Annotated in this window: 15 protein-coding genes; 5 read left to right on the top strand and 10 right to left on the bottom strand. The window is 43.4% G+C overall.

The window, feature by feature from the left end; all coding sequences use genetic code 11:
• Positions 1–53: 53 nt before the first annotated feature.
• Positions 54–1406, top strand: a complete 1353-nt coding sequence (gene accC, locus ZOBGAL_RS07630) for an acetyl-CoA carboxylase biotin carboxylase subunit (protein WP_013992969.1) — start codon at positions 54–56, stop codon at positions 1404–1406.
• 64 nt (positions 1407–1470) lie between these two features.
• Here accC and ZOBGAL_RS07625 read toward each other — a convergent pair whose 3' ends face one another.
• On the bottom strand, positions 1471–3030 hold the full coding sequence (locus tag ZOBGAL_RS07625; RefSeq protein WP_013992968.1) for a fibronectin type III domain-containing protein: 1560 nt from the start codon (positions 3028–3030) through the stop codon (positions 1471–1473).
• A gap of 109 nt (positions 3031–3139) precedes the next feature.
• Between ZOBGAL_RS07625 and ZOBGAL_RS07620 the strand changes: the two genes are divergently transcribed.
• From ZOBGAL_RS07620 to ZOBGAL_RS07610, 3 genes are all read left to right on the top strand, one after another.
• Positions 3140–4255 carry an NAD(P)/FAD-dependent oxidoreductase gene (locus ZOBGAL_RS07620; protein WP_013992967.1) on the top strand — a complete coding sequence of 372 codons (1116 nt, stop codon included), beginning with the start codon at positions 3140–3142 and terminating at the stop codon, positions 4253–4255.
• 126 nt (positions 4256–4381) lie between these two features.
• Positions 4382–6103 (top strand): IlvD/Edd family dehydratase, encoded by a 1722-nt coding sequence (locus ZOBGAL_RS07615; protein ID WP_013992966.1) that lies wholly within the window; start codon positions 4382–4384, stop codon positions 6101–6103.
• 5 nt (positions 6104–6108) lie between these two features.
• On the top strand, positions 6109–6558 hold the full coding sequence (locus tag ZOBGAL_RS07610) for a 3-oxoacyl-ACP synthase (RefSeq protein WP_013992965.1): 450 nt from the start codon (positions 6109–6111) through the stop codon (positions 6556–6558).
• A 23-nt stretch (positions 6559–6581) separates the two neighbouring features.
• Here the strand turns inward: ZOBGAL_RS07610 and ZOBGAL_RS07605 are convergent, their stop codons facing one another.
• The 5 genes from ZOBGAL_RS07605 to ZOBGAL_RS07590 form a co-directional block, all read right to left on the bottom strand.
• Positions 6582–7040, bottom strand: coding sequence for a COG2426 family protein (locus tag ZOBGAL_RS07605; protein WP_013992964.1), 459 nt, complete (start codon positions 7038–7040; stop codon positions 6582–6584).
• Positions 7041–7479: 439 nt separating this feature from the next.
• Positions 7480–7869 carry a cupredoxin domain-containing protein gene (locus tag ZOBGAL_RS07600; RefSeq protein ID WP_013992962.1) on the bottom strand — a complete coding sequence of 130 codons (390 nt, stop codon included), beginning with the start codon at positions 7867–7869 and terminating at the stop codon, positions 7480–7482.
• Between the two features lie 113 nt (positions 7870–7982).
• On the bottom strand, positions 7983–8531 hold the full coding sequence (locus ZOBGAL_RS07595; protein WP_013992961.1) for a carboxymuconolactone decarboxylase family protein: 549 nt from the start codon (positions 8529–8531) through the stop codon (positions 7983–7985).
• A gap of 76 nt (positions 8532–8607) precedes the next feature.
• Positions 8608–8760: a hypothetical protein gene (locus ZOBGAL_RS23535; RefSeq protein ID WP_013992960.1), complete on the bottom strand. Its 153-nt coding sequence runs from the start codon at positions 8758–8760 to the stop codon at positions 8608–8610.
• A gap of 91 nt (positions 8761–8851) precedes the next feature.
• Positions 8852–9700, bottom strand: coding sequence for a helix-turn-helix domain-containing protein (locus tag ZOBGAL_RS07590; RefSeq protein WP_013992959.1), 849 nt, complete (start codon positions 9698–9700; stop codon positions 8852–8854).
• Between the two features lie 160 nt (positions 9701–9860).
• On the opposite strand from ZOBGAL_RS07590, the gene ZOBGAL_RS07585 reads away from it, so the two are divergent.
• A complete protein-coding gene (locus tag ZOBGAL_RS07585) occupies positions 9861–10370 on the top strand; it encodes a PAS domain-containing protein (RefSeq protein ID WP_013992958.1) in 510 nt (169 codons plus the stop codon).
• A 32-nt stretch (positions 10371–10402) separates the two neighbouring features.
• On the opposite strand, the gene pyk is transcribed toward ZOBGAL_RS07585, so the two are convergent.
• The 4 genes from pyk to fabF all read right to left on the bottom strand — a co-directional run bounded on the left by pyk (position 10403) and on the right by fabF (position 14408).
• Positions 10403–11833, bottom strand: a complete 1431-nt coding sequence (gene pyk, locus ZOBGAL_RS07580) for a pyruvate kinase (RefSeq protein WP_013992957.1) — start codon at positions 11831–11833, stop codon at positions 10403–10405.
• Between the two features lie 3 nt (positions 11834–11836).
• The gene (locus ZOBGAL_RS07575) at positions 11837–12301 is read right to left on the bottom strand and encodes an IPExxxVDY family protein (RefSeq protein ID WP_013992956.1); all 465 of its coding nucleotides are present in this window, start codon (positions 12299–12301) and stop codon (positions 11837–11839) included.
• 109 nt (positions 12302–12410) lie between these two features.
• Complete coding sequence (rnc, locus tag ZOBGAL_RS07570; protein WP_013992955.1) at positions 12411–13148, bottom strand: ribonuclease III; 738 nt, start codon at positions 13146–13148, stop codon at positions 12411–12413.
• Between the two features lie 6 nt (positions 13149–13154).
• Entirely contained in the window at positions 13155–14408 is a 1254-nt protein-coding gene (fabF, locus tag ZOBGAL_RS07565; protein ID WP_013992954.1) for a beta-ketoacyl-ACP synthase II, read from the bottom strand.
• Positions 14409–14459: the final 51 nt, after the last annotated feature.

The raw sequence follows: 14459 nt of genomic DNA, 5'->3' as shown, positions 1-14459 counted from the left end.
GAACCGGGATTGCATTTTTGGTACTTGGATTTTAGAATTTAAATTGAAAAAGTATGTTCAAAAAAATATTGATTGCAAATAGGGGAGAGATTGCGCTTCGGGTTATACGTACCTGTAAGGAAATGGGTATAAAAACCGTTGCCGTCTACTCTAAGGCAGATGAAGAAAGTTTGCATGTGCGCTTTGCGGATGAGGCTGTCTGTATAGGTCCGGCCCCGAGTAGTGAGTCGTACCTTAAAATACCGAATATTATTGCGGCGGCTGAAATTACCAATGCCGATGCCATTCACCCAGGTTATGGTTTTCTTTCGGAAAACTCTAAGTTTTCTAAAATTTGTGCCGAACACGATATAAAGTTTATCGGTGCTTCCGGAGAGCATATTGACCGTATGGGAGATAAGTCTTCCGCCAAAAAAACCATGAAAGAGGCCGGTGTACCTACCGTGCCTGGATCCGATGGTCTTTTGAAAGATGTTGCCGACGCTAAAAAGATTGCCAAAAAAATGGGCTATCCCGTTATGATAAAGGCAACCGCAGGTGGTGGAGGAAAAGGTATGCGTGCCGTTTGGAAAGAAGAGGAAATGGAAGACCTCTTTGAAAGTGCCGTTCAAGAAGCTACGGCTGCTTTCGGTAACGGGGGTATGTATATGGAAAAATTGATCGAAGAACCAAGGCATATTGAAATCCAGATTGTAGGAGACCAATATGGTAAGGCCTGTCACCTTTCTGAAAGGGATTGTTCCATTCAACGTAGGCACCAAAAGCTGACCGAAGAAACGCCTTCTCCGTTTATGACCGACAAGCTTCGTGAAGATATGGGCAAAGCGGCCGTAAAGGCAGCCGAGTACATCAAATACGAAGGTGCGGGTACCATTGAGTTTTTGGTAGATAAACACCGGAACTTCTACTTTATGGAGATGAATACCCGTATTCAGGTAGAGCATCCTATTACCGAGCAAGTTATCGATTACGATTTGATCCGTGAGCAGATCTTGGTAGCGGGCGGCGTGCCGATCTCAGGTAAAAACTACCTGCCGAAATTACATTCTATAGAGTGTAGGATCAATGCCGAAGACCCGTATAACAACTTTAGGCCTTCTCCAGGTAGAATAACTACCTTGCATATTCCAGGTGGCCACGGTGTTCGTATGGATACCCATGTGTACAGCGGATACAGCATTCCTCCGAACTATGACTCCATGATCGCCAAACTGATAACCACGGCGCAAACCCGTGAAGAGGCTATCAATAAAATGAAAAGGGCGCTTGACGAATTCGTAATCGAAGGCGTGAAAACGACCATTCCTTTTCACAGACAATTAATGGATCATCCTGATTATTTGGCCGGTAACTATACCACCAAATTTATGGAAGACTTTAAAATGGATCCTCCCCCAGCGGAATAATCCATATTCTATAAAAAAAAAGACCGTGATCACATCACGGTCTTTTTTTGGTTTTATCCTTTAATTAAAAGTGGTAAAATCTTTTAAGGGAGCGGTAACCATCTGCATCAAATGTAACTACTCTTGTAAAGTCGGGACTCGCAATAATCTTATTATATTGCTCAAGGGTTACACTACCGCTCAAGCTTACTTCATTTGCACCACCAATTTGATTTACGAAGTAGTTCTTTATCTCAATACCTCCAATCTTCAATTGGTATATGTCGTAATCTTCCGCCTCACTTATTAAATTGTTTTCAAACTTTACAACAAATTGTAAGGGTGTTGTTTCGTGTTCCGGTCCATAAAGTACAACACTCTCAATGTTGGCAGTAGTAGGACTGTACTCGGTTACGCGTACTTGAAGATTTTCATTATCGCTTTTTGAGTAGTACATGGTTCCATTCCAATCGGTATCCCAGCCAAGTTCAAACTGTAAATTGTACGTTTTATTGGTTTCTGGTACATCTTCTGAATCAAAATTATAGGTAATTGAACCATCCTGATTTATACCGAATGCCCCAGTAAACTTTTCACCGTCTAAGTAAAAGTTTACCTCATTCAATCCACCCTTGTCGTATAGATTTGGTATGGTGAATATACGTTTTGGTTCATTGGTCTCTTGCTCTATGGTAAAGGTAGCCGGGGGAGCGGGATCAGTGCTTATTTCCAAGGTATTACTAAAGGTTCTGCCTCCTTTGCGGTCAGTAGCCCTTACTTGTACCTTGTAAGTGGTGTTGGCCTGTAGACCATTTTGTCTGGCGCCACCGCTTCCTATGGTTACCGTTCCTCCATACTTCTCTTCGGTAGCATTCACATCATCTATAAATAGTTCATATTTTAAACTACCATCGTTATCAGGGTCTTCCGATTCGCCCACGTCTATTAGAAATGAATAAAAGGTGGTTTCCAAAAGGGTTATGTCAAAAGCTGTCGGAGGTGCGTTGTAGAGCGTCTTAAATTGAAACTCTTTCACTCCTAATTCCTTTCCGTCTTGCTTGGCCACTATCTTACCCTGATATTCGGTATCGTTTTCCAGCACGAAAAATTCGTATTTTTTATAGGTTAAATCGCTTTCGCGTAGTTCGTCCATAAAATAGAGGTCGTACTTGATTTCCCCTGAATTACTGGAAGTATAAGACCATGAAATTTTTGCATTGGTATATTTTGCATAATCTAAGGTAATGTTTAGGTTGGCATCTACCTTGGCCTTGTCCGTGGTGTTGAAGTTCAATTTTTTCTCATTGCGGTTGCCTTCTGGGTCGGTTGCGATGAGTTTCACTTCGTAGTTGGTCTTGCTTTCGAGTCCCGTTAGGTTGTAACTGTTTGTGCTAAGCCCTTCTACAATTGAAGAATTGTTCAGGTAAAGCGCATAGGATACAACACTTCCTTCAGGGTCTATGGCGGTGGTCCAATTTATTTCGGCCGTAGTGGCCGAAACTTCGCCTAGGCTTAGTTCAAAATCTTTTGGAGAAAGGTTGCCGTTTTCGTCTTTTGAACACGAAGAGAGGGCAAGCACCGCTATCAATAAAAGTGTGAACACTTTATTTTTCTTTGGGTACTTTAGGGGAACAAATTTGAGCATATGTTTATTTTTAGAATATTTTAACGAAGCTATGGTCTATATATTTCGATGGCGTGCGCTAAATAAGCTATTTAAAAACCAAGTAATTTTGTAACTAATCTTAACTGTCTTGAAACTAAGTTATTGGGAGTATAACACCTGGTTGACCGATATCGACTTTACCATTGTTGGCAGTGGTATCGTAGGGCTTAACTGTGCCCTGCGACTTCGTGAGCGATTTCCAAAAGCGAAAATATTGATTTTGGAAAAAGGCTTTTTGCCCCAAGGGGCCAGCACCAAAAATGCCGGTTTTGCCTGTTTCGGGAGTATTTCCGAGGTTATGGCCGATTTGGGGAGCCACAGCGAACAAGAGGTGATAGACCTCGTGGCCCAACGTTGGAAAGGCATAGGCTTGCTCCGAAAGAAACTCGGGGATCAAAGTATCGATTTTCAAGTGAACGGCGGACATGAACTGTTTCTCGATTCGGCCGATGCGCTCTATCTCGACTGTGCGGAACGGCTTCCTGAAATCAACAAACTCTTGCAATCGGTCTATGGGGCCGATGCCTTTCACTTGGGGCCCAATACGTTCGGCTTCCATAAAGTGAAGAAAAAATACATTACCAATAGCTTCGAAGGGCAATTGCACACCGGTAAAATGATGAACGGACTATTGCGCTTGGTACAGGCGGCAGGGGTTCTCCAATTGAACTCCATCACCGTAGAGGATTTCTCGGGAAAAGCATCGGGCGTGCACGTAAAGACCGACAGGTTTGAGTTTGTAACCCGTAAGTTGTTTATTGCCACCAATGGTTTTGCCGCCCAATTGTTGAACGAGGAAGTTCAACCGGCCAGGGCACAAGTATTGATTACCGAGCCTATCGCCGGTCTTCATATTAAGGGGACTTTTCATTTCGATGAGGGCTATTATTATTTCAGGAATATCGATGACCGTATTTTGTTCGGGGGAGGAAGGAATCTCGACCTAAAAGGTGAGGAAACCGACCGGTTCGCTTGTACGCCACGCATTCAAGAACGTCTGGAAATGCTGCTTAAAGAAGTCATCTTGCCCGATACACCCCATAAGGTTGCCCAAAGGTGGAGCGGGATCATGGGCACGGGGCCACAGAAGAAACCGATTGTTAAAGCGATTTCCGACCATGTTTATTGCGGACTGCGTTTGGGAGGGATGGGAATAGCCATAGGAAGCGCCGTAGGGGCAGAGTTGGCCGACTTGACCCAATAGGCCGTTACCCAAAAGAACCGTCTTTAAAACCGAAAAAATGTCTTTTTCTAGGGAATTGGTTTTTCGTTTTGTCAACATGGTTAGAATTGCTACTTTAACTACTTCCAAGTAATTTCTCCTTGATTTATGAAAGACAAGAAACACCTCCGCAGTAGTGAATGGTTTGGCGGAAAGGACAAAATGGGCTTCGTACATCGCTCATGGTTAAGAAACCAAGGTTATCCCGACGATTATTTTAAAGACAAACCCGTAATAGGCATCTGTAATACCTGGTCTGAACTCACTCCTTGTAACGGACATCTGCGCGATTTTGCCGAAGTGGTCAAAAGGGGAATTTTGGAAGCCGGCGGTTTTCCTATGGAGTTTCCGGTCATGTCTTTGGGCGAAACCATTATGAGGCCAACCTCAATGCTGTTCCGTAACTTGGCCAGTATGGATACCGAAGAATCGATACGCGCCAATCCGCTTGATGGCATCGTTCTATTGACGGGCTGCGATAAAACCACGCCCAGTACCGTAATGGGGGCCTGTAGCGTTGACCTGCCTACTATTGTCGTACCTGGCGGACCCATGCTCAGCGGAAGGTTTCGCGGTGAGAAAATGGGGTCGGGAAGTATGAATTGGATGATCAAGGAAAAACGCAGTGTAGATGGTTTTACCGATGATGATTTTACGGAGGCGGAAGTCTGTGTGGCACGGAGTATCGGGCATTGTAATACGATGGGAACGGCCTCTACTATGGCTACTATGGTGGAAGCCTTAGGGTTGACCTTACCCGGGTTTTCGTCCATTCCCGCTGCCGATTCGAGAAAAAAGTTGTTTGCCCAGCTCTCGGGAAGGCGAATCGTAGAGATGGTAAAAGAAGATTTGACCTTGTCTAAAATATTGACCCGACAAGCCTTCGAAAATGCCATAGTGACCAATGCCGCGGTCGGCGGGTCTACTAACCTCATTATCCATTTGACGGCCATAGCGGGACGGATTGGGGTGGACTTAAACCTTGAGGATTTCGATACCTTGGGAAGTAAGGTTCCCCTTTTGGTCAATATGAAACCTTCAGGGAAGCACTTAATGGAAGACTTCTTTTATGCGGGCGGAATTTCCGTAGTGTTGAAGGAACTAAGTAAAAAATTACATGCCGATGCATTGACCGTAAACGGAAAGTATATTACCGAAAACTATACCCAGGCCGTCTGCTATGATGACGATGTGATCGGGACCATGGAAAAACCCTTTCAGCAAGAAGCGGGCATAGCCGTACTCAAGGGGAACCTGTGCGAAGATGGTGCGGTCATAAAACCATCGGCGGCCTCAAAGGAATTGATGAAGCATTCGGGTAGGGCCGTGGTTTTTGAGAGTATGGAAGACTACCATACCCGAATAGACGACCCTGATCTTGATATTGACAAAAACAGCGTTATCGTATTAAAAGGTGTGGGGCCAAAAGGTTATCCCGGTATGCCCGAAGTGGGTAACGTAGACCTTCCAAAAAAACTATTGATGCAAGGGGTTACCGATATGGTGCGTATTTCCGATGGGAGGATGAGCGGAACGGCGGCAGGAACCGTTATTCTACACGTTTCCCCTGAATCTACCGTGGGCGGTACACTGGCTTTGGTGCAAAATGGCGATTGGATCACACTCGATGTCGAGAACAGAAAGCTTCATTTAGACATTTCAGGGGAGGAATTGGCAAAACGTAAGGCGGCTTGGAAAGCGCCCGAACCCTTGGCGGATAGGGGCTATGTAAAAATGTACATAGACCATGTGGAGCAGGCGCACAAAGGGGCCGACCTAGACTTCTTGGTCGGTGGTTCGGGGTCTAAGGTGGATAGGGATTTACATTAAGCCATATGATAAGCAAAGAAGAACTCTACCGGTTTTGTAGCACTTTCGTAGCCGAGCGTATCGCTAGGATCCAAAAAAACATTGAAGACATTCAAACGTCGTTGACCTCAGAAACCAAAAGTAGTGCGGGAGACAAGCATGAAACAGGGCGTGCCATGTTGCAGCTGGAACGTGAAAAACTCGGGCAGCAGCTGGCGGAAGCCGAAAAAATGAAGCAGGTAATGTCTAAAGTTCCCAAAGACGGGAATACCGCCACCGTCGGCCTAGGCAGTTGGGTGGTCACGGCAAGGGCCGATTACTTTTTGGCGATTTCCGCAGGGGAGTTTAAAACCCGGCAAAAAAGCGTCTATTGTATTTCTGCGGCTACGCCGATCGCTAAATTGCTTTTCGGAAAACAAATCGGGGATGCCGTGGTTTTTAACGGGCAAGACCTAAAGATTGTAGATATAAAATAATCACGGCACGAATAAGGGAAATGCTAGCCCATGCCCTTCATTGATGCCAAGGTGGCCGACCAAACGATTACCGAAGAAAGAAAAATACCTATGGTATTGGCCCAAAAGGCTTTCGTTTTCTCGATTTTAAAGAGGTATGAGGCAATACTTCCGGCATATACGCCTGTACCGGGCATAGGAATCATCACAAAAAATATAAGGCCCCAAAAGCCGTAACGTTTTATTTTGTCGCCCGAACCGGTCTTGGCCTTTCGTGCAACGAATATGGCCGATTTCTTATAAAAGCCCCAACGCAAAAAATAGCGGTTGATCTTCTCAAGAAAGAAGAGCATTAACGGAAATACAAGCACATTGGCGGCAAAACAAAAAAGAAATACGAGATAGATATTAAGACCATTGAGCAACCCATAGGGTATACCTACCTTGGCTTCCCCAAAGGGGGAAAGGCTCCATAATATGGCAATGATAAAATCTATAATCACAATAATTTTTTTTAGAGGGCTAAACTACTAATCCACGGGATTTAAGCATCATTTGAACTCATAAATAATTCCAAAAATTGCATTGTGGCAAGATAGGTGGTCAAGTTTAACAATTTTTAACTATTCGACGTATGGTGCCATATTGTCTATAAGGGTTTGCGAATATAATTCAATACAATAATCCGGCTTTCTCAAGCTAACACTTTCTAAACTAGGATGCCTTGTTTTTCTGTTAATATGCACCTTTTTTATAGGGTGTAAAATCGAAAATGGAGATATGGCCCTTGATGATGATGAAGAAAACAATAATGCCCGGGCCAAAGTGATCAAATTTGATGACAATCACTTAGTTGGTAGCGTTATACATGGGAAAAGGGAACCCGTTCAGGCTCCCTTTTTTATACTTATAAGTTCGTAGAACCCCCTGATGTTCCGCAAATTACTTAACAAGAATAGTATTGTCGGTAGCGGTTGGGTTCATGGGACAGAAATACACATACTCCCCGGCTTCCAAAACTGTGGGTTTAGACAATTGGGTTTTTCCGGTAGCTACCACTTCGGTAACATAAGCGGTTTGAATATGGTTTTCCGGCTTGCTGATATCTTCGCCCTTTTTAACCAAAACAAAACCGACATCGTGTCCAACATCTTTGTTGGCAATTTCAAAGATATAAGTCCCCGGGCTAACCGTAAGTTGCTTTTGGGTAAACTCCCCTGGAGTTTGTTCCAAGGCAATTGTCTTGACCTCTTTTTTGCTCATTTCATTTTGGGCATTTGCTGAAAATGCTAGGGTAAAAACCAATACTACTGCTGTTATTATATTTTTCATAATTTTTAATTTTTGTCCTTTGTTTGTTTTAAAAAGACGGTTGCTTGTAAAAAATGTGTAAATCAAATATCATAGGAGGCCCTAGGTGATATGGTATTGCCTAGGGCTTGTTTTTAAGCTTCTACGGCCTCTAAGGGTGCGGCTACGGGAAAGTCTACGGGAACATCGGTGGTTTTGTGCAGATAGTTAGAGATGGTTTTGTCGCCCACCAATACTATGGTGTCTACTAGGTTCTCTTTCGTCCATCCTGCATTTAAGAACTTTTCAACTACGGCCCCATCGGCTGCACCTCGGTTTTCCGTGACGTCTTTGGCAAAATTGGCCAAGGCGTCGAGTTTATGGTCAAAAGAAGCTTTTCCGGCCCTAAGTTCAAGAATTTCCGAATCACTGAAGCCGTTCATTTTTCCGATTGCGGTGTGTGCTGCAAGACAGTAACTACAATCGTTCACCTGGCTTACGGCTAGGTTTACCACTTCTTTTTGCTTGGCGGTCAAGGAAGTCTTGGCACTGCTCAATGCCAGGTAATTGGCCAAAGCGTTTTCCGAATAGGCATAAGTGGCATAAAGATTAGGTACAAAGCCTACCGCTTTTTCTAGATTATCGAATATGGCTTGGTTGTTTGAACTTACTTCTTCTCTTGTGGGTACGTTAAATTTGCTCATAATTTGTGACAGTTATATCATATGCCCGAACTGTTGTTTTTTCGCTACGGGCAATGACTGTTAATACGATGTTGTTTTAATATTTTATGTAGGGTCTTTCGGCATCACAATAAAAATCGTGATGTTGTTTTTGCTCACAATGGGTTTGCACATCTACGGTTTGTAGTTGTCTAGTGGGCCGAGAGAAAATCTCGATAAGGTTAAAAAGTGATATATGTTTTAGTTTCATCTTGCGTTGTTTTTAATTACAAGGCAAAGATGCGAATGAAAGAGGGGCAGGTGTTAGGAGCGATTGCCCGACCGCTTGTACAAATTTCCCTTTACAGGGCTATTTCTGGTGTTTCTCGGTATTGTGAGGGGGAACATCCCGTCATTTTCTTGAAAAACCGACTAAAATGGGCCGGGTCGTTAAAACCAAGGTCATAGGCTATTTCTTGGTTTTGCTTGTCGGTAAAATGGATCAATCGCTTTGCTTCAAGGGCCAGGCGTTCAAGAATAATTTGTTGTGGCGATTTTTGATTGTATATGGAAAAGAGGTTCGACAGCGTTTTCGGACTCTTAAAAAGAAGTTCGGCATAATCGCTTACCTTTCTTTTGGTCTTGTAATGGGTATCTACCAATACGTTGAACTTTCTTATAATTTCTACTTGGTCGTTGTTCAGCTTCTTTACGATAAGTTGCTCTTTGGCCAAGCGCGTACAAATAATGATCAATCGTTTTAAAAGCATTTGAAGCATATCGCCCTGTATGGCGTCAGGGGTGGAAAACTCATCTTGAAACACCTCGTATAGGGTGTCGAATTTTCGTTTTTGTTCTTTGGGAATGGAAATTATGGGAAGGTCTTGGGTGCCGAAAAATAGTATGCCGTTGCAAGACACTTCGTGGTCATGGTCATTGATGCAGTAAAATTCCCGATTAAAATGAAAGGCGGTCAAAGGTAATTCCGTTTTTTCATAGGAAACATGTTGCAGGTATGTGGTGGTGACCAATTGATTGGGCAATAGCTCTACAGGTATGCCGTCAACATGGAGTTCAAGGGAGGCTTGATTTCTATTCCACAGCATATAAATGTTCCCCGATTTTACCGAAAATTGCTTTTCATGCGCTTTGATGTCATCGGTAAACCCTAAATGCGATCCTATTTTGGTATCGTTGAACTCGAATTTCATACACGGTAAATAGATTGATTCTAGCTTTTGGTCTGTCTATAGGATAAAAACTTACGAAAGGCGACCAGTGTTAAACATTTGTTGTAATTTGTTAAACAAAATAGCTTTTTGTACTATTGAGTCCTAAGTAAAGAAAGGAAGTAATTATATCTTTTGAAAAATGAAAGCGTACGATAAGGCGGCAAAAAAGTATTACGGCTCTTTAGATTTAGCACCTTTGCCCTTGTTGTCTTGGGATGTACATGCGACTCATGTTCGCGTACTGTGTGAAACCGGTAATGCCTTGGTCGATTTGTGCCAGTTTGCCGAAATGAATCGCTGGGCCTATTCAAAATTGAAGGATTTGGTTTTGGGGGAAGACCAAGTAGTCGTAATTACCGACCCCCAATTGAGTATAGTCCATACGACTCCCAATATAAATACAATGACGGGTTATCGACCCGATGAAATTATAGGGAAAACCCCTAAGATGTTCCAGGGGAAAGATACCGACAGGCAGGTCCTTTTAAAAATAAGAACGGCCATAGAAAGGAAAAAACCCTTCAAGGCCGTTGTTCTTAATTATAGGAAAGATGGCAGTGCGTATTCATGTCAAATACAGGCAGAACCTGTTTTCGACAAAGCCGGCCAACTCGTGAATTTCATTGCGTACGAAAGGGAGGTGGCCTAAAAGCTTCCCTCCTTCGAACCTTGAAATTACACTTATTCTATTTCTGTCACCCTTAGCGTGTTGACCATACCTTTGTCTTTGATCGGCATTGCCGCCAAACTGATAAGCATATCTCCAGTTTCTAAAAGGCCTTTATCACATGCCATTTTGTTCACGTCTTCGATCGTTTGATCGGTAGATACGTATTTGTCATAATAAAAGGCACGCACGCCCCATAAAAGGTTCAATTGCGTAAGTATACGTTTGTTTGAGGTAAACACCAAAATGTGTGCACTAGGTCGCCAAGCCGAGATTTGAAAGGCCGTATACCCACTATTGGTCAATGTAGAGATGGCCTTGGCCTTGATTTCATTGGCCATAATTGCGGCATGGTAACAAATCGACTTTGTAATATATCTTTTTGTACGGATATGTGGTGGATCGTGTGGTACTTGAATAAGTTCAGAGCTTTCTACACTTTGAAGGATACTGCTCATTTTTTCGATAACCTGTACCGGGTAATTCCCCACTGAGGTTTCCCCAGAGAGCATCACGGCATCGGCACCGTCCATTACGGAGTTGGCTACATCGTTCACCTCTGCACGTGTCGGTGTAAGGCTGGTAATCATCGTTTCCATCATTTGGGTGGCGATTATTACGGGGATACGGGCTTTTTTGGCCCTAAGCACCAATTGTTTCTGAATTAATGGAACCTCTTGGGCAGGAACTTCAACACCTAAGTCGCCACGGGCTACCATTAGTCCGTCGCAATAGGCAACGATTTTGTCTATGTTTTCAACGGCTTCCGGTTTTTCGATTTTCGCGATGATCGGAATTTTTACGTCTGTATGTTCTTTAATGATCGCTTGAAGATCAATAAGGTCTTGGCTAAAACGGACGAAGGAAAGCGCGATCCAATCGACATTTTGCGAAATGGCAAAAATGGCATCTTTTACGTCTTTTTCGGTCAAGGCGGGTAAAGAGATATTTGTATTGGGAAGGTTTACGCCTTTTTTAGACCGCAAAGGTCCTCCTTGTATAACCTTGGTTTTTACTTGCTCCTTTCCGTCAGTGGTTATGACTTCGAACATCAACTTTCCGTCGTCTAACAAAATACGCTCACCGGGCTTGACGTCTTGAGGAAAAGCATCATAGTTCATATATACCCTTTCGGCGGTACCTTCAAAAGGTTCGCCCGTAACAAAGGTAATTTCGTCTCCAGGGGCTACAACGACTTCACTGGCCATAACACCGACCCTAAGTTTCGGGCCTTGTAAATCGGCCAGAATAGAGGTGTTTCTACCTGTTTCTTCATTGAGTTCCCTAATCATTTTTATACGTTCGGTAACGTCGTTATAATCGGCATGTGAAAAATTAATGCGAAAGACATCTACGCCGGCTTCCATCATATCTCTCAGCACTTCCTTTTTGCTCGTGGCCGGCCCTAGGGTGGCAACGATTTTTGTCTTTTTGTTACTTGGCATTGATTAAAAAATTAAATTGTTCTTAGATTTGAGTTTGTCGGTTTCTATGGCGTAAGCCGTAATAATCTTGGGTATGTTCTGTAGTGTTTTCACAAGGTTTTCCATATTGATGAATCCATCTTGTTCGATTTTTAAAAAGTAATCTACATCTCGATGTTCAGGAACCATGTGAAAAGTTGTGAACGAGGGCTCGTTTTGAAAAAGCCCATTTCTTTCCGCGGTGTCCTCTACAAAACCATTGTTGGTAAACAATGTCCAATACCTATCGTTAATGTCGTCTTTCCATTCGAAAATTGGAACGCTAACATGCCCCGAAAGGTCAAGGTCTTTACGACATCTCTTAAATTGTGTTTTCAACCCGAGATTAAGGGCGTAGGCCAAGGCGTAATCTTCAAGGCTGCTGTGCAAGGCAACTAAATCGAATGTATCTTCGTAAAAGTCGTTCGTAATTTTATGTACTGCTACCATAAGGCACAAAGTGGTAAAGATAATATTAATACCGTACAACGCCTAAATCAAGAAAGAGTAAAATTGGTTTTGAACAAACTATAACATTTTGGTTACATTAAACCACAATTTATGACTTGTCCATCTTGTCTTGAAGGGCGTAATAGGCCCTTTTTGAGGCGCGTTCTTCCGCTTTCTTTTTAGAGGTGGCCCTTGCTTTTGCAACAACATTGTCCGCAATGGTGAGTTTTACGGCAAAATGTTTTAAAGTGTCGTTTCCGGTGTCTTCGTAAACATCAAAATCAAATGATTTTTTCTGTTTCTGACACCATTCGATAATCAGGCTCTTATAGCTAATGACCTGTCCCTCCAATTGTTCGATATCGACGTACGGGGCAATTACTTTTCGATGAATGAACTTTTCACAGAACTTATACCCCCGATCGAGGTAAATGGCCCCGACCAAGGCTTCAAAAACATTGCCATGTATGTTTTCCCCAAAATGCGATTTTGGGATACGGCTTTTTACGAAATGGATCAGGCCCAGATCTTTTCCCAGTTCGTTCAGGTGTTTTCTACTCACTATTTTCGATCGCATCTTGGTGAGGTAGCCCTCGTCGCCTTCGGGTACCTTGTCGTACAGGTGCTTTGAAATTATAGTGCCCAACATAGAATCGCCCAAAAATTCAAGGCGTTCATAGTTCAATGGGTTGCCGTCTTCGTCTTTTTCGTTGGCCGAGCGGTGTAGAAATGCTTTTTTGTACACCGAAATATCTTTGGGCTTGAACCCTAATATTTTGGTCATCCCTCCAAAAAAATCCCCATCCTCTTTAGAATGGGAATTGAATATATTGGAAGGAAATCGCATAATAGACTACTCGCTAAATTTTTTGAAAATTACGCAAGCATTGTGTCCGCCAAACCCAAAAGTATTGCTCAAGGCAACATTTACTTCGCGTTTTTGCGCCTTGTTCAATGTGAGGTTCAGTTTGGGGTCAATATTTTCATCTACCGTGCTGTGGTTTATAGTCGGTGGTACCAGACTGTGTTCCATGGCCAAAATGGATGCAATGGCCTCAATGGCTCCGGCGGCACCTAGTAGGTGACCGGTCATCGATTTGGTAGAGTTGATATTGATGTTCGGGGCATGGTCGCCAAAGACCTCACTAATGGCCTTTAGTTCCGCTACGTCACCAAGAGGGGTAGAAGTACCATGGGTATTGATGGCATCTACATCTTCGGGCTTTAGTCCGGCATCCCTTAAACAGTTTTTCATTACTTGAACTACCCCTATTCCGTCAGGATGTGGAGCGGTCATATGGTAGGCATCGCTTGATAGTCCGCCTCCGGCAACTTCTGCATATATTTTTGCCCCACGTGCTTTGGCGTGCTCGTATTCTTCAAGAATCAGAGCTCCTGCGCCTTCACCCAGAACGAATCCGTCGCGAGTAGCATCAAATGGCCTAGAGGCCGTTTCGGGACTTTCGTTACGGGTCGATAATGCGTGCATGGCACCGAAACCGCCCATACCTGCTATGGTAACCGCCGCTTCACTACCCCCGGTAACTACTACGTCACAATGGCCCAAGCGAATATAGTTGAGCGCATCGATCATAGCGTTGGCCGATGAGGCACAAGCTGAAACCGTAGTGTAGTTAGGCCCCATAAAACCATGTTTGATAGAAATATGCCCTGGGGCGATATCAGCTATCATTTTAGGTATGAAGAAGGGGTTGAATCTTGGGGTACCATCACCTTGGGCAAAATTAATTACCTCGTTTTGAAAGGTTTCAAGACCGCCGATACCGGCGCCCCAAATGACGCCAACGCGAAATTTGTCTACTTGTTCTAGGTTTAATCCTGAATCGGCTATCGCTTCATCGGAAGAGACCAAGGCGTATTGCGCGAATCTGTCCAATTTTCTCGCCTCCTTGCGATCAAAATGATCTAGAGGGTTGAAATTCTTGAGTTCACAGGCAAATTTCACCTTAAATTTTTCGGTATCGTAGTAGGTAACGGGAGCAGAACCGCTCTTTCCGTTTTTAAGACCTTCCCAATATTCATCAATATTGTTACCAATGGGAGTCAACGCACCCAACCCGGTAACCACAACTCGCTTTAATTGCATTGAACCTAATTTTTGGTTTACTTAGTAAGTCAAGCGTAAATTAAAAAAATT

The organism is Zobellia galactanivorans (assembly GCF_000973105.1).
Classification (GTDB): domain Bacteria; phylum Bacteroidota; class Bacteroidia; order Flavobacteriales; family Flavobacteriaceae; genus Zobellia; species Zobellia galactanivorans.
Note: the sequence above shows the minus strand (reverse complement) of the source record. Positions and strands in the feature narration are given on the sequence as shown.

Coding starts and splice junctions, on each gene's coding strand:
- accC (WP_013992969.1), top strand. CDS start 54: ATGTTCAAAAAAATATTGATTGCAAATAGGGGAGAGATTGCGCTTCGG.
- ZOBGAL_RS07625 (WP_013992968.1), bottom strand. CDS start 3,030: ATGCTCAAATTTGTTCCCCTAAAGTACCCAAAGAAAAATAAAGTGTTC.
- ZOBGAL_RS07615 (WP_013992966.1), top strand. CDS start 4,382: ATGAAAGACAAGAAACACCTCCGCAGTAGTGAATGGTTTGGCGGAAAG.
- ZOBGAL_RS07610 (WP_013992965.1), top strand. CDS start 6,109: ATGATAAGCAAAGAAGAACTCTACCGGTTTTGTAGCACTTTCGTAGCC.
- ZOBGAL_RS07600 (WP_013992962.1), bottom strand. CDS start 7,869: ATGAAAAATATAATAACAGCAGTAGTATTGGTTTTTACCCTAGCATTT.
- ZOBGAL_RS07595 (WP_013992961.1), bottom strand. CDS start 8,531: ATGAGCAAATTTAACGTACCCACAAGAGAAGAAGTAAGTTCAAACAAC.
- ZOBGAL_RS23535 (WP_013992960.1), bottom strand. CDS start 8,760: ATGAAACTAAAACATATATCACTTTTTAACCTTATCGAGATTTTCTCT.
- ZOBGAL_RS07590 (WP_013992959.1), bottom strand. CDS start 9,700: ATGAAATTCGAGTTCAACGATACCAAAATAGGATCGCATTTAGGGTTT.
- ZOBGAL_RS07585 (WP_013992958.1), top strand. CDS start 9,861: ATGAAAGCGTACGATAAGGCGGCAAAAAAGTATTACGGCTCTTTAGAT.
- pyk (WP_013992957.1), bottom strand. CDS start 11,833: ATGCCAAGTAACAAAAAGACAAAAATCGTTGCCACCCTAGGGCCGGCC.
- ZOBGAL_RS07575 (WP_013992956.1), bottom strand. CDS start 12,301: ATGGTAGCAGTACATAAAATTACGAACGACTTTTACGAAGATACATTC.
- rnc (WP_013992955.1), bottom strand. CDS start 13,148: ATGCGATTTCCTTCCAATATATTCAATTCCCATTCTAAAGAGGATGGG.
- fabF (WP_013992954.1), bottom strand. CDS start 14,408: ATGCAATTAAAGCGAGTTGTGGTTACCGGGTTGGGTGCGTTGACTCCC.